Below are 13,274 nucleotides of genomic sequence, written 5' to 3'. Positions count from 1 at the left end.
GGACAAACAACAAGGGGGCGAATCTTCATCCGCCCCCTGTGTGTCCGCTTATTCCTGCGGTTCTTCTTCGTCTGCGGCAGCATCGAGGGTTGGCTCGTCGACGCTGTCATCGCCGGTTGCGATCACCTCGCCTTCGAACTCCTCACCTTCCAGCTCTTCGCCTTCGACTTCCGACGGTTCCTGGACACGCTCCAGGCCGACCAGTTTTTCGTCCTTGGCCAGCTTGATCAAGGTCACGCCCTGGGTGTTACGGCCCAGGCTCGACACTTCGGCCACACGGGTACGCACCAGGGTGCCCTGGTCGGAAATCAGCATGATTTCCTCGCCATCGAGCACCTGGACCGCGCCGACCAGACGGCCGTTGCGGTCGTTGCTGACCATGGCGATAACGCCCTGGCCGCCACGCTTGTACTCCGGGAACTCGCTGATGGCGGTGCGCTTGCCATAGCCACGCTCGGAAGCGGTGAGGATCTGACTGCCTTCTTCCGGGATCAGCATCGAAATCAGCTTCTGCCCTTCCGGCAGGCGCATGCCGCGCACACCGCGGGCGGTACGGCCCATGGCGCGAACGTCGGATTCCTTGAAGCGAGTGACCTTGCCGCCGTCGGAGAACAGCATGACTTCACGCTCGCCATCGGTAATGGCCGCGCTGATCAGTACGTCGCCTTCGTCCAGCTCCAGGGCGATCAGGCCCACGCTGCGCTGGCGGCTGAAGGACTCCAGCGGGGTCTTCTTCACGGTGCCTTTGGCGGTGGCCATGAAGATGAAGTGACCTTCGGTGTATTCCTCGACCGGCAGCATGGTGGTGATGTACTCATCACTGTCCAGCGGCAGCAGGTTGACCAACGGACGACCACGGGCAGCACGGGAAGCTTCCGGGATTTCATAGGTCTTGAGCCAGTACACCTTGCCCTTGCTGGAGAACAGCAGCAGCGTGGTGTGGCTGTTGGCGACCAGCAGGTGAGCAATGTAGTCCTCATCCTTCACGCCGGTAGCCGATTTACCTTTACCACCACGACGCTGGGCCTGGTACGCAGCCAATGGCTGGGTCTTGGCATAGCCACCGTGGGAGATGGTCACCACGCGCTCTTCTTCCGGGATCATGTCACCCAGGGTCAGGTCGAGGCGCGCATCGAGGATTTCGGTGCGGCGCACGTCGCCGTATTCGGCGCGGATCACTTCCAGCTCTTCGCGGATCACTTCCATCAGGCGCACGGCGCTGTTGAGGATGCGGATCAGCTCGCCGATCTGGTTGAGGATCTCCTGGTACTCGGCCAGCAGCTTCTCGTGTTCCAGGCCGGTCAGGCGGTGCAGGCGCAGCTCCAGGATGGCCTGGGCCTGTTCCGGCGACAGGAAGTACTTGCCATCGCGCAGGCCGTATTGCGGGTCCAGGGTCTCCGGGCGGCACGAGTCGGCGCCGGCACGTTCAACCATCGCCACCACGGCGCTGGATTCCCATGGCATCTTGATCAGCGCTTCCTTGGCTTCCGACGGCGTCGGCGAAGCCTTGATCAGGGCGATGACCGGATCGATGTTCGACAGCGCTACAGCCTGGCCTTCCAGGATGTGGCCGCGCTCGCGGGCCTTACGCAGTTCGAACACGGTACGGCGGGTAACCACTTCGCGACGGTGACGTACGAAGGCTTCCAGCAGGTCCTTGAGGTTCAGGATGCGTGGGCGGCCGTCGATCAGTGCAACCACGTTGATACCAAACACGCTTTGCAGCTGGGTCTGGGCGTAGAGGTTGTTGAGGATCACTTCAGGCACTTCGCCACGACGCAGCTCGATCACCACGCGCATACCGTCTTTGTCGGATTCGTCGCGCAGTTCGGTGATGCCTTCGAGCTTCTTCTCTTTAACCAGCTCGGCGATCTTCTCGATCAGACGCGCTTTGTTCAGCTGGTACGGGAGCTCGGTGATGACGATCTGCTGGCGGCCACCGACCTTGTCGATGTCCTCGATGATCGAGCGGGCGCGCATGTAAATGCGCCCGCGACCGGTGCGGTAGGCTTCGATGATGCCGGCGCGACCGTTGATGATCGCGGCGGTCGGGAAGTCCGGGCCCGGGATGTATTGCATCAGCTCATCGACGGTCAGCTCAGGGTTGTCGATGAGGGCCAGGCAACCGTCGATGACTTCACCGAGGTTGTGCGGCGGGATGTTGGTGGCCATGCCCACGGCGATACCGCTGGAACCATTGACCAGCAGGTTGGGAATCTTGGTCGGCATGACCGCCGGGATCATTTCGGTGCCGTCGTAGTTCGGCACCCAGTCCACGGTTTCTTTATGCAGGTCGGCCAGCAGCTCGTGCGCCAGCTTGGTCATGCGCACTTCGGTGTATCGCATGGCCGCGGCGTTGTCGCCGTCGACCGAACCGAAGTTGCCCTGGCCGTCTACCAGCAGGTAGCGCAGGGAAAACGGCTGGGCCATCCGAACGATGGTGTCGTACACCGCAGTGTCGCCGTGAGGGTGATACTTACCGATCACGTCACCGACAACACGGGCAGATTTCTTGTACGGCTTGTTCCAGTCGTTACCCAGCTCGCTCATTGCGAACAGCACACGCCGGTGCACGGGCTTCAAGCCATCGCGCGCATCAGGCAGTGCCCGACCGACAATTACGCTCATCGCGTAGTCGAGGTAGGACTGTTTCAGCTCGTCTTCGATATTGACCGGGAGGATTTCTTTGGCCAGTTCGCCCATGAGAAGCCTGATTCCTTTTTCGGGTGAAACCTCGTCGCATCCATATGGGACGAACGAAGCTCGCCGTCGCCGGCACACTGCCTGACAACGACTTACGACAAATCAACGAGTTATGACACGGATCTGCACGTTATGGGCAACCCCTGGGGGCGGCCCTGGAAACCGCCGGATGTTATCACAATCGCCGCCACGCACCTATCCCCCTGATGCGCATGGAGACTAGTAATTTGACGGATGACAGGCTTGAGGAGGCCGAGAGGGGCTCAGAGATGGGGTGGTGCTTTTTTTTGAGGGTGGATCCGAGGGTTTTATTGACTTTCAGGGCCAATCGGGGGCAAGCCCCCTCCCACACTTTAATTGTGAACAGTCAAAATGCGGCAGGGGGCTTGCCCCCGATGGCCATTTCACAGACACCACAGCCCTCAATGCAGCCGCTTACGGCACATCAGCTTGGCCAATTTCGCCGTATCCGGCCGCTCAACCACGCCCTTCTCAGTCACGATCACATCGATCAGGTCGGCTGGAGTCACATCAAATACCGGATTAAACGCATTAACCTCCAAGCGCTGCCCCATGACCTCCAGCAGCTCACCGGGATCGCGCTCCTCCAGGGCCACATCGTCACCAGTGGCCATCATCAAGTCCAGGCTCGAACTCGGCGCCACCACCATGAAACGCACGCCGTGGTGCATGGCGCACACCGCCAATTGATAGGTGCCGATCTTGCTGATCACATCACCATTGGCGGCAATGCAATCGGCGCCGACGATCACCCAGGTGACGCCCTTGGTCTTGAGGAGATGCGCACCGGCCGAGTCGGCATTCACGGTGACCGGGATACCCTCGCCCGCCAGCTCCCAGGCAGTCAGCCGCGAGCCTTGCAGCCATGGGCGGGTTTCATTGGCGTAGACGTGCTCGACCAAGCCTTCCAGAAAGGCCGCGCGAATCACCCCGAGGGCCGTGCCGACACCGCCGGTGGCCAAGGCGCCGGCGTTGCCATGGGTCAAGATCGCCTGGGCGTTGCCCTGATGCTTGCGAATCCGCTCAACGCCCAACTGGGCCATGACGAGGTTGGCTTCCCGGTCGCTTTCATGGATAGCGATCGCTTCGGCCTCCAGCACCGCCAGCGGATCGGCGTGCTTCTTGACGCGATCCAGGCGATCGCGCATGCGCTTGAGCGCCCAGAACAGGTTCGAGGCGGTCGGACGGGTATCGGCCAGTAGTGCGTAGTCCTCTTCCCAGGCGGCCTGCCAGTCACCGCCCTCGGCGATGCGCTCGCGAGCGGCGAGCACCAGGCCATAGGCCGCGCTGATGCCGATGGCCGATGCGCCACGCACCACCATGGCGCGAATGGCCGCTGCAACTGCATCGACCGTGGAGCAGGCCACCCAGCGTTCCTGGGACGGCAGGGCGCGTTGATCGAGCAGGTGCAGCGTGCCATCACGCCAATCGATGGCCTTCACTTTCTCCGCTGCCAACAGTCGATCGCGCATCCATCACCCCATACTCATCAACAAAAGCCGCCGATTATAGCGATCCGCCAGCCAGGACGCTCGGGTATACTTCGCGCTTCTTTTATAGCTGCCCGGGAAGAAGCCTGCGATGACCTCCACTGCCGCCCCGCTCGACTTATTGCTACTGCCAACCTGGCTGGTACCTGTCGAACCCGCCGGCGTGGTGCTCAAGGACCATGGCGTGGGCATCCGCAATGGGCGTATCGCCTTTATCGGTCCACGGGCTGCGGCGTTGAAGCTGTCGGCCACTGAAATGCGCGAACTGCCGGGCATGTTGCTCAGTCCAGGCCTGATCAACGCCCACGGGCATGCGGCGATGAGCCTGTTTCGCGGCCTGGCCGATGACCTGCCCTTGATGACCTGGCTGGAAAAACACATCTGGCCCGCCGAAGCCAAGTGGGTCGACGAGGCCTTCGTGCGTGACGGCACCGACCTGGCCATTGCCGAGCAGCTCAAGGGCGGTATCACCTGCTTCTCGGACATGTACTTCTACCCCAAGGTCGCCAGCGATTGCGTGCACAACAGCGGCATGCGTGCGCAGATCTCGATTCCGATCCTCGACTTCCCGATTCCCGGTGCCGGCACCGCCGATGAGGCGATCCGCCAGGGCATCGAACTGTTCGGCGACCTCAAGCACCATCCGCGCATCAAGATCACCTTCGGCCCCCACGCGCCCTACACCGTGTGCGATGCCAACCTGGAAAAGATCCGGGTCATCGCCGAAGAGCTGGACGCCGCGATCCATATGCATGTGCATGAAACCGCTTTCGAGGTACAACAGGCCGTCGAACAGACCGGCGAGCGGCCGTTGGCGCGCCTGGGACGCCTGGGCTTGCTGGGTCCGCGCTTCCAGGCAGTTCATATGACCCAAATCAGCGAGGACGACCTGGCTTTGCTGGTAGAAAGCAACACCAGCGTGATCCATTGCCCGGAATCGAACCTGAAACTGGCCAGTGGCTTCTGCCCGGTGGAGCGTCTATGGCAGGCGGGCGTCAATGTGGCCATCGGCACCGACGGCGCCGCCAGCAACAACGACCTGGACCTGCTGGGTGAAACCCGTACCGCCGCGATGCTGGCCAAGGCCGTCGCGGGTTCGGCCACCGCCCTGGACGCCCACCGTGCGCTGCGCATGGCTACGCTCAACGGTGCACGTGCCATGGGCCTGGAAAGTGAAATCGGCTCCCTGGAAGTGGGCAAGGCAGCGGATATGGTCGCCTTCGATCTGACGGGGCTGGCGCAACAACCGATCTACGATCCGGTCTCACAGCTTATATATGCCACCGGACGCGATTGCGTGAAACACCTTTGGGTCGCCGGCAAGCAGTTGCTCGACGACCGGCAACTCACCCGCATGGATGAACAACAGTTGACCGCCACGGCGATTGCCTGGGGAAAACGCATCAGCGGGCACACCGAATAACGCTGGCTCTGAACCCGCGTGTTCAGGACCGACAAACCGATTTATCAGATTTAGAGGATTCACCATGAGCAACGTCGACCACGCCGAAATCGCCAAGTTTGAAGCCCTGGCCCACCGCTGGTGGGACCGCGAAAGCGAGTTCAAACCCCTGCACGACATCAACCCGCTGCGGGTCAACTGGATTGACGAACGAGTCAACCTGGCCGGCAAGAAGGTGCTGGACGTTGGTTGCGGCGGCGGCATCCTCAGCGAAGCCATGGCCCAGCGCGGCGCCACCGTGATGGGGATCGACATGGGCGAAGCGCCGCTGGCCGTGGCCCAGTTGCATCAGCTGGAATCCGGCGTGAGCGTGGAATATCGCCAGATCACCGCCGAAGCCCTGGCCGAGGAAATGCCTGAGCAGTTCGACGTGGTCACCTGCCTGGAAATGCTGGAGCACGTGCCAGACCCCTCGTCGGTGATCCGCGCCTGCTTCCGCATGGTCAAGCCGGGCGGCCAGGTGTTCTTCTCCACCATCAACCGCAACCCCAAGGCCTACCTGTTCGCGATCATCGGCGCCGAATACATCATGAAGCTGCTGCCGCGCGGCACCCATGACTTCAAGAAATTCATCCGCCCGTCCGAACTGGGTGCGTGGAGCCGCCAGGCCGGGCTGACCGTCAAGGACATCATCGGCCTGACCTACAACCCGCTGACCAAACACTACAAACTGGCCAGCGACGTTGACGTCAACTACATGATCCAGACCCTGCGCGAGGAGTAAGCCTGTGAAGTTGCGAGCGGTTCTCTTCGACATGGACGGTACCCTGCTGGACACCGCGCCGGACTTTATCGCCATCTGCCAGGCGATGCGCGCCGATCGCGACCTGCCACCGATCAACCCACAGCATATCCGCGATGAAATCTCCGGCGGTGCACGGGCGATGGTGGCCGTGACCTTCTCGATGGACCCGGAATCCCCCGGCTTTGAAGAGCTGCGCCTGGAATTCCTCGAGCGTTACCTGAAGGGTTGTGCGGTCCACAGCACATTGTTCGACGGCATGGCGGAACTGCTGGAAGACATCGAGAAATCCAAGCTGATCTGGGGCGTGGTCACCAACAAGCCACTGCGCTTTGCCGAGCCGATCATGCAGCAACTGGGCCTGGCCGAGCGCTCGGCGCTGCTGATCTGCCCGGACCATGTGAAAAACAGCAAGCCGGACCCGGAGCCCATGATCCTGGCGTGCAAGATGCTCGGCCTGGACCCGGCCAGCGTGCTGTTCGTGGGGGATGACCTGCGCGACATCGAGTCCGGCCGCGACGCCGGCACCCGCACGGCGGCGGTCACCTATGGCTATATCCACCCGGACGACAACCCGCGCCATTGGGGAGCGGATGTGGTGGTGGACCACCCGTTGGAACTGCGCAAGGTGCTGGATAACGCACTGTGCAGTTGCTGATGGCTCACCGATCCAGCTGACCTATGAAGATTGGTGTTTGTAACCCGCTGAATTCTGTCGAGGCTTTTTATGTTTGATTACTCTGCACGTCCAGAACTGCTCAAAGGCCGGGTGATCCTGGTGACCGGCGCCGGTCGCGGAATTGGTGCGGCGGCGGCGAAAACCTACGCCGCCCATGGCGCGACCGTGCTGTTGCTGGGCAAGACCGAAGCCAACCTGGCCCAGGTGTATGACGAGATCGAAGCGGCCGGCCACCCGCAGCCGGTGGTGATCCCCTTCAACCTGGAGACCGCCCTGCCCCATCAATACGATGAGCTGGCAGCGATGATCGAAAAAGAATTCGGCCACCTCGATGGCCTGCTGCACAACGCCTCGATCATCGGCCCACGTACGCCGATCGAGCAGTTGTCCGGCGAGAACTTCATGCGGGTAATGCACATCAACGTCAATGCGATGTTCATGCTCACCAGCACGTTGTTGCCGCTGCTCAAGCTGTCCCAGGATGCGTCGGTGGTGTTCACCTCCAGCAGCGTCGGGCGCAAGGGCCGGGCGTATTGGGGCGCTTATGGGGTGTCGAAATTCGCCACTGAGGGCCTGATGCAAACCCTGGCGGATGAGCTCGACACCGTCGCACCAGTACGCGCCAACAGCATCAACCCCGGCGCCACGCGTACCAGCATGCGGGCCCAGGCGTATCCAGGTGAAAACCCAAGCGACAACCCGACGCCGGAAGAAATCATGCCGGTGTATCTGTACCTGATGGGCCCGGACAGTACCGGCATCAATGGGCAGGCGTTTGACGCGCAGTGAAACCAAATGTGGGAGGGGGCTTGCCCCCGATTGCAAGGTGTCAGTCACTGTATCTGTGACTGACCCACCGCTATCGGGGGCAAGCCCCCTCCCACATTTGTATTGCGGTGTTCTCTGGGCCTTAGTTTTTCACGACATCTTCAAGCGTGAAACGACCCAACGGGTTTTGCAGGAAGTTGCTCACATTCTTGCGTGAGATGTTGATGTACGGGCTGTAGTACAGGTCGATCCAGTTCACATCCTCTTTCGCCAGTTTCTGCAGTTCGACATACATCTGCTCACGCTTGACCGGGTCGGCCTCGATGCGCGCCGCCGCCACCAGCTCCTTGACCTTGTCGTTCTTGTAGCGGGTCATGTAGTTCTGGTTGGTGTCGTGACCCAGTACGAAGGTGGTCTTCTGGTCCGGGTCGAGGATGTCGTTGGTCCAGTACATCACCGAAATATCGTACTCACCGTCCACCAACATCTGCCAGCTTTGGGTCGGGTCGACCTTCTGCAGGTTGGCGGTCACGCCGACCTTGGCCAACTGGTCCTTGATGATCACCGCGATCTGCTCGTCGGCTTCGTTGCCGGCGTTGACCACATAGTTGAGCTTCAAGTCCTTCGCGCCAGCCTTTTCCAACAGTTTCTTGGCGGCGGTCGGGTCATACGGGCGTTGCAGGTTGTTGGCGTAGTGGAACAACGAGCCTTTCGGGATGTAGGAATAGGCCACCGTGCCCTGACCGTAGGTCGCGGTTTTCACCAGCGACTGCTTGTCGATCGCCATGTCCAACGCCTCGCGTACTTCCTGCTTGGCCAGCAGACCGTGGGCGTGGTTGATCAGCAGGTGATCTTCACGGGTGGACGGGTCGGAGTGGATCACCACGTTCTTGTCTTTCTTCAGCTCTTCAACCCGGGAAAACGGTACGAAGATCGCCGTGTCCAACTCGTTGTTCTGCACCATGCGCATACGCGTGTTGTCGTCGGTCACGGAGACCCACTCCACGCCATCCAGGCTGACCTTCTTGGCCTGCCAGAAGTTCGGGTTCTTCTTCAGGATGACCCGGTCGCCCTTGCGCCATTCGTCCACGGTAAACGCGCCGGAGGTCACCGGATTTTCCGAGTAGGCGTCTTCACCCATTTTGGTCATGGCTTTTTCCGACAGGATCGACACCGTCGGCGAAGCCAGTTGCGACAGGAAGGCGACTGCCGGGGTCTTCAGTGTGACAACCAGGGTTTTCGAGTCCGTTGCCTTGGCGGTGTTGATCAGGTTGAAGGGGTCAGCCCACAGCGACGCCTTGTTGTCGCGAATGCGCAGCAGGCTGAACGCCGCATCCTCGGCGGTGATCGCCGAGCCATCGGAGAACTTCGCATCGCGCAGCTTGAAGGTGTAGGTCAGGCCGTCCTTGGAAATATCCCAGCTTTCAGCCAGGCCCGGCTCCATCTTGGTCCCTAGGTTGTCCACGCGTACCAGGGTGTCGTAGACGTTGGCAAATACCCAGGTATCGCGGTTTTGCGCGCTTTTGATCGGGTCGAACGTGGTGCTGTCTTCACGGCAACCGATGGTCAGGACGCCGGCGGCATGGGCCAGACCGGCGGTCAACGACCAGGCGGTCAGCGTGGCAGCGGCGAGCAATTTCAAGTGGCGCGATTGCATGTCATAACTCCTTGTTCATGATGGGCAGGAAGGGTCAACGGTTCTTCAAGCACGCAACTGTATCGATGCTCGTGCAGGGAATGGATAGGCGGCAATACCACGGAACACATCGTCCGGGCGTACCGGCAACGCGGGTGGAAGGCACAGCCCGTAGGCAAATTCAGCGGGCTCGGCGGCTCGCCAGGTAACGGCTGCGTCGGCAAGGGCCGGTACGGATCGATCTCCGGAATCGCCTCGATCAACGCCGCGGTATACGGATGGCGCGGCGCGGTGAAGACCGCTTCCACCGGCCCTTCCTCGACAATCTTGCCCAGGTACATCACCGCCACTCGGTCGCACAGGCGCCGCACGATGGCCAAATCGTGGGCGATAAACAGGATCGCCAGGTTCATGCGCTGTTGCAGTTCCAACAGCAGGTTGATGATCTGGCCCTGGATCGATACATCCAGCGCCGCCACGCATTCATCGGCGATGATCAGGCGCGGCTCCACCGCCAGCGCCCGGGCAATACCCACGCGCTGGCACTGGCCGCCGCTGAGGGCGCCAGGCTTGCGACTGGCCAGCTCGGGGCGCAAGCCGACCAAATCGAGCAGCTCGTTGACCCGAGCCGAGATACGCGCGGCCGGGACTTTGCGCTGCACCCGCAGCACCTCGGCGATGGTTTCGCCGATGGTGTGGCGCGGGTTCAACGCGGCGTAGGGGTCCTGGAAGATCATCGCCGTTTCATGGCGCAGGCGCGCGATGTCGACCCCGCTGCCATGGGCCATGTCGATGCCATCGAACAGCACCTGCCCGGCACTGATCGGGTTGAGGTGCAGGATCGCGCGGCCCAAGGTGCTTTTGCCGCTGCCGGACTCCCCCACCAGCCCCAGGGTTTCACCGGCGGCCAGGTTCAGCGACACGCCGTTCACCGCCTTCACCCACTGCTTGTTCAGGCCGAACACCCCCGTGCCGGACGCGGCGAACCGCACCTCGAGGTTCTTGATCTGCAACAGGCTCATGGGCGTGCTCCCAACGGGTAGTGACAGGCCACGCGCGCGCCTTCGGGCAACCGTTCGGTGCACAACGCGCCGACCTGCGGGCAACGCGGGTTGAAGCGGCAGCCGCCGGGTAATGCATCGAGCAAGGGCGGCTGGCCGGGGATGGTACGCAGCAACCCAGGGCCACTGCCGTGGGCCGGCTGGCAATCAATCAGGCCGGCAGTGTAGGGGTGTTGCGGGTGGGCGAGCACGTCGTACTTGCTGCCGTGCTCGCACAGGCGCCCGGCGTACATCACGGCGATGGAATCGCAGGTTTGCGCAACCACGCCGAGGTCGTGGGTGATCATGATGAGCGACAGGCCGCGCTGGTCACGCAGGTCCAGCAACAGGCGCAGGATCTGCGCCTGCACGGTCACGTCCAACGCCGTGGTCGGCTCGTCGGCAATCAATACGTTCGGGTTGCAGCCCAGGGCCACGGCGATCATCGCGCGCTGGCGCATGCCACCGGAGAACTCATGGGGATAGTTGTCGACCCGGGCCTGGGGATCGGGAATGCCCACCTGGCGCAACACTTCGATGGCTTGTCGGCGCGCGTGTTTTTTCGACGCGCCCTGATGCAGGCGGATGCCTTCGGCGATCTGATCGCCGATGCGCATCAACGGGTCAAGGTGGCTGCTGGGGTTCTGGAAAATCATGCCCAACTGCCCGCCACGCACCGCGCGCATGCCGGCGTCATCCAGTTGCAGCAAGTCCTGGCCCGCCAGGCGTACCGCACCGCCCTGCACGCGCAGGTTGGGTGACGGCAACAAGCGCATCAAGCCACGGCAGGCCATGGTCTTGCCCGAGCCGCTTTCACCCACCAGGCCGAGGATCTCGCCTTCGGCCAGGTCGAAGGACACGCGGTCGACCAAGGTCACATCGCGCCCGCTGTTATTGGCGATCACACTCAGATCCCGCACTTGAAGCAGACTCATGAGCGATCCCCCAACACTTGCGCCACACCATCGGCCAGCAGGCTGAAGCCCATGGCCAGGGTCACGATGGCCAGCCCCGGAAAGGTGCAGATCCACCAGGCCGTGGTGATAAACGCCTGCCCTTCGGCAATCATCGTGCCCCACTCCGCCGTCGGCGGTTGCACGCCCAGGCCCAGGTAGCTCACGGCGGCACCGTTGAGCAGCACCAGCACCGCGTCAGACATGGAAAACACAATCGAGCCAAACATCGCATTCGGCAGCAAATGCCGGAACAGGATGCGCCCATGGCCAAAGCCCAGGCTCTTGGCCGCGAGGGCGAAGTCGCTTTCCTTGAGCACCAGGATCTGGGAGCGGATCAGCCGTGCATACGACACCCAGCCCACCAGCGCCATGGCGATATAGAAACTCTTCAAGCCCGGACCGAGGATAGCCATGATCGCCAGCATCAACACCAGGAACGGGAACGCCAGGATCACATCGATCACGCGCATGCAGAAACTGTCGAAGCGCCCGCCGATATAGCCGGAAATCGCGCCGACAAACGTGCCGATCATGAACGGAAAAATCACCCCGATGATGGCAAGCTGCAGGTCGACGCGTGCGCCCCAGATCACCCTCGAAAGGATGTCTCGACCGTAGCTATCCGTACCGAATGGATGGGCCAGGCTCGGCCCCAGCAAGCTGATGTCGGTGTTCTGCGCGATCGGGTCATAGGGCGCGATCCACGGCGCACACAGCGCCAGGACCAACCACACCAGCAGGATCAACAGCCCCCACGCGGCCGTCAGGCGGCCATTGCGAAAGCCAAAACGCAGACGCAGGCGCCATGGAGCAATCAGAGGACGGCTGCTCATTGCATTTTCACCCGAGGGTCGAGGGCCACCGTGACCACGTCGGCGATAAAGTTGACCACCACCGTCACGCACGCCAGCACCATCGCCACACCCTGCACCACCATGTAGTCACGGGTAAAAATGCCGCGCACCAGCAACTGGCCGATGCCGGGAATGGCGAACAGGCTTTCGATCACGACGGTGCCGCTGATCAGCCAGCCAATATTCACCGCCAGCAGGTTGACCGCCGGCACCAGGGAATTGGGCAGCACATGGCGACGGAACACCGCCGCTTCCGACAGCCCGCGGGCTCGCGCGGCAGTGACGTGGTCGGCCTGCAGCTCCATCAGCATGCTCGCCCGCAGGTTGCGGACCAGCACTGCCGACAGCGCCAGGGCGATGGTCAGGCACGGCAAGACCATATGGTGCGCCTTGTCCAGCCAGGTACGGCCGTAGCCGGACACCGGGAACAGGCCCCATTGCACACTGAGCAGCAGGATCAGCATCAGGCCCAGCCAGAACGCCGGCATGCCCAGGCCCACGGTGGTGAACACGCGGATCACGTTGTCCGCCCACCCGCCTTTATTGCGCGCGGCCCACGTCGCCAGTGGCACCGCAATCAGCAGTGCCAGCACCACGCTGCCGAGCACCAGCACCAGGGTGGGTTCGATGCGGGTGACGATCAGTTTCAAGGCGTCGACTTTGTACAGCAGTGATTGGCCGAGATCGCCCTTGAGCAGGTTCTTCAGGAAATAGAAATACTGCTGCCACAAAGGCTGGTCGAGGCCGTACTGGGCGCGGATTTTCAGCAAGGCGTCCGGCGTGCTGCGCGAGCCCAGCAGGGCCCGTGCCGGGTCGCCAGGAATCGAGCGCACCAGCACAAACGTGATCAGGCTGATGCCAAACAGTACCGGCAGCAATTGCAGCGGCCGGGACAGTACAAAACGGTAGCGCGCCAGGTTCAT

11 protein-coding genes are annotated in these 13,274 nt (G+C 62.1%); 4 read left to right on the top strand and 7 right to left on the bottom strand.

The features are described from left to right. Positions 1–48: 48 nt before the first annotated feature. Together gyrA and mtnA are read right to left on the bottom strand one after the other, a co-directional pair. Positions 49–2,703, bottom strand: a complete 2,655-nt coding sequence (gene gyrA / locus NIBR502773_RS23605) for a DNA gyrase subunit A (protein ID WP_027604181.1) — start codon at positions 2,701–2,703, stop codon at positions 49–51. A 422-nt stretch (positions 2,704–3,125) separates the two neighbouring features. Continuing rightward, positions 3,126–4,196 carry an S-methyl-5-thioribose-1-phosphate isomerase gene (gene mtnA / locus NIBR502773_RS23600; RefSeq protein ID WP_141157069.1) on the bottom strand — a complete coding sequence of 357 codons (1,071 nt, stop codon included), beginning with the start codon at positions 4,194–4,196 and terminating at the stop codon, positions 3,126–3,128. Between the two features lie 109 nt (positions 4,197–4,305). Between mtnA and NIBR502773_RS23595 the strand changes: the two genes are divergently transcribed. The 4 genes from NIBR502773_RS23595 to NIBR502773_RS23580 all read left to right on the top strand — a co-directional run bounded on the left by NIBR502773_RS23595 (position 4,306) and on the right by NIBR502773_RS23580 (position 7,886). Then, positions 4,306–5,637, top strand: a complete 1,332-nt coding sequence (locus NIBR502773_RS23595) for a TRZ/ATZ family hydrolase (protein ID WP_141157068.1) — start codon at positions 4,306–4,308, stop codon at positions 5,635–5,637. A gap of 64 nt (positions 5,638–5,701) precedes the next feature. Then, the gene (ubiG, locus tag NIBR502773_RS23590) at positions 5,702–6,400 is read left to right on the top strand and encodes a bifunctional 2-polyprenyl-6-hydroxyphenol methylase/3-demethylubiquinol 3-O-methyltransferase UbiG (protein WP_003172645.1); all 699 of its coding nucleotides are present in this window, start codon (positions 5,702–5,704) and stop codon (positions 6,398–6,400) included. 4 nt (positions 6,401–6,404) lie between these two features. Further along, a complete protein-coding gene (gene mupP, locus NIBR502773_RS23585) occupies positions 6,405–7,076 on the top strand; it encodes an N-acetylmuramic acid 6-phosphate phosphatase MupP (RefSeq protein WP_065928119.1) in 672 nt (223 codons plus the stop codon). Between the two features lie 69 nt (positions 7,077–7,145). Beyond that, on the top strand, positions 7,146–7,886 hold the full coding sequence (locus tag NIBR502773_RS23580; RefSeq protein ID WP_065939298.1) for a YciK family oxidoreductase: 741 nt from the start codon (positions 7,146–7,148) through the stop codon (positions 7,884–7,886). A gap of 121 nt (positions 7,887–8,007) precedes the next feature. On the opposite strand, the gene NIBR502773_RS23575 is transcribed toward NIBR502773_RS23580, so the two are convergent. From NIBR502773_RS23575 to NIBR502773_RS23555, 5 genes are read right to left on the bottom strand one after another with little or no spacing between them, the layout of a single operon-like run. Next, positions 8,008–9,522, bottom strand: coding sequence for an ABC transporter substrate-binding protein (locus NIBR502773_RS23575; protein WP_141157067.1), 1,515 nt, complete (start codon positions 9,520–9,522; stop codon positions 8,008–8,010). Continuing rightward, positions 9,504–10,523: an ABC transporter ATP-binding protein gene (locus tag NIBR502773_RS23570; protein ID WP_141157066.1), complete on the bottom strand. Its 1,020-nt coding sequence runs from the start codon at positions 10,521–10,523 to the stop codon at positions 9,504–9,506. The genes NIBR502773_RS23575 and NIBR502773_RS23570 overlap by 19 nt, the downstream gene beginning before the upstream one ends. Beyond that, on the bottom strand, positions 10,520–11,476 hold the full coding sequence (locus NIBR502773_RS23565; protein WP_141157065.1) for an ABC transporter ATP-binding protein: 957 nt from the start codon (positions 11,474–11,476) through the stop codon (positions 10,520–10,522). Before NIBR502773_RS23565 ends, NIBR502773_RS23570 begins: the two co-directional genes overlap by 4 nt. Then, a complete protein-coding gene (locus tag NIBR502773_RS23560) occupies positions 11,473–12,330 on the bottom strand; it encodes an ABC transporter permease (RefSeq protein ID WP_141157064.1) in 858 nt (285 codons plus the stop codon). The genes NIBR502773_RS23565 and NIBR502773_RS23560 overlap by 4 nt, the downstream gene beginning before the upstream one ends. Then, the gene (locus tag NIBR502773_RS23555) at positions 12,327–13,274 is read right to left on the bottom strand and encodes an ABC transporter permease (RefSeq protein WP_141157063.1); all 948 of its coding nucleotides are present in this window, start codon (positions 13,272–13,274) and stop codon (positions 12,327–12,329) included. The genes NIBR502773_RS23560 and NIBR502773_RS23555 overlap by 4 nt, the downstream gene beginning before the upstream one ends.

It is taken from the genome of Pseudomonas sp. NIBRBAC000502773, from assembly GCF_006517195.1.
In the GTDB taxonomy this organism is placed as follows: Bacteria; Pseudomonadota; Gammaproteobacteria; order Pseudomonadales; family Pseudomonadaceae; genus Aquipseudomonas; species Aquipseudomonas marginalis.
This window is presented reverse-complemented; position numbering and strand designations above follow the sequence as displayed.

Bases quoted from the DNA above. Each gene is read 5' to 3' on its own strand.
- ubiG (WP_003172645.1), top strand. From the start codon at position 5,702: ATGAGCAACGTCGACCACGCCGAAATCGCCAAGTTTGAAGCCCTGGCC.
- NIBR502773_RS23575 (WP_141157067.1), bottom strand. From the start codon at position 9,522: ATGCAATCGCGCCACTTGAAATTGCTCGCCGCTGCCACGCTGACCGCC.
- gyrA (WP_027604181.1), bottom strand. From the start codon at position 2,703: ATGGGCGAACTGGCCAAAGAAATCCTCCCGGTCAATATCGAAGACGAG.
- NIBR502773_RS23580 (WP_065939298.1), top strand. From the start codon at position 7,146: ATGTTTGATTACTCTGCACGTCCAGAACTGCTCAAAGGCCGGGTGATC.
- NIBR502773_RS23555 (WP_141157063.1), bottom strand. From the start codon at position 13,274: ATGAACCTGGCGCGCTACCGTTTTGTACTGTCCCGGCCGCTGCAATTG.
- mtnA (WP_141157069.1), bottom strand. From the start codon at position 4,196: ATGCGCGATCGACTGTTGGCAGCGGAGAAAGTGAAGGCCATCGATTGG.
- NIBR502773_RS23565 (WP_141157065.1), bottom strand. From the start codon at position 11,476: ATGAGTCTGCTTCAAGTGCGGGATCTGAGTGTGATCGCCAATAACAGC.
- NIBR502773_RS23595 (WP_141157068.1), top strand. From the start codon at position 4,306: ATGACCTCCACTGCCGCCCCGCTCGACTTATTGCTACTGCCAACCTGG.
- NIBR502773_RS23570 (WP_141157066.1), bottom strand. From the start codon at position 10,523: ATGAGCCTGTTGCAGATCAAGAACCTCGAGGTGCGGTTCGCCGCGTCC.
- NIBR502773_RS23560 (WP_141157064.1), bottom strand. From the start codon at position 12,330: ATGAGCAGCCGTCCTCTGATTGCTCCATGGCGCCTGCGTCTGCGTTTT.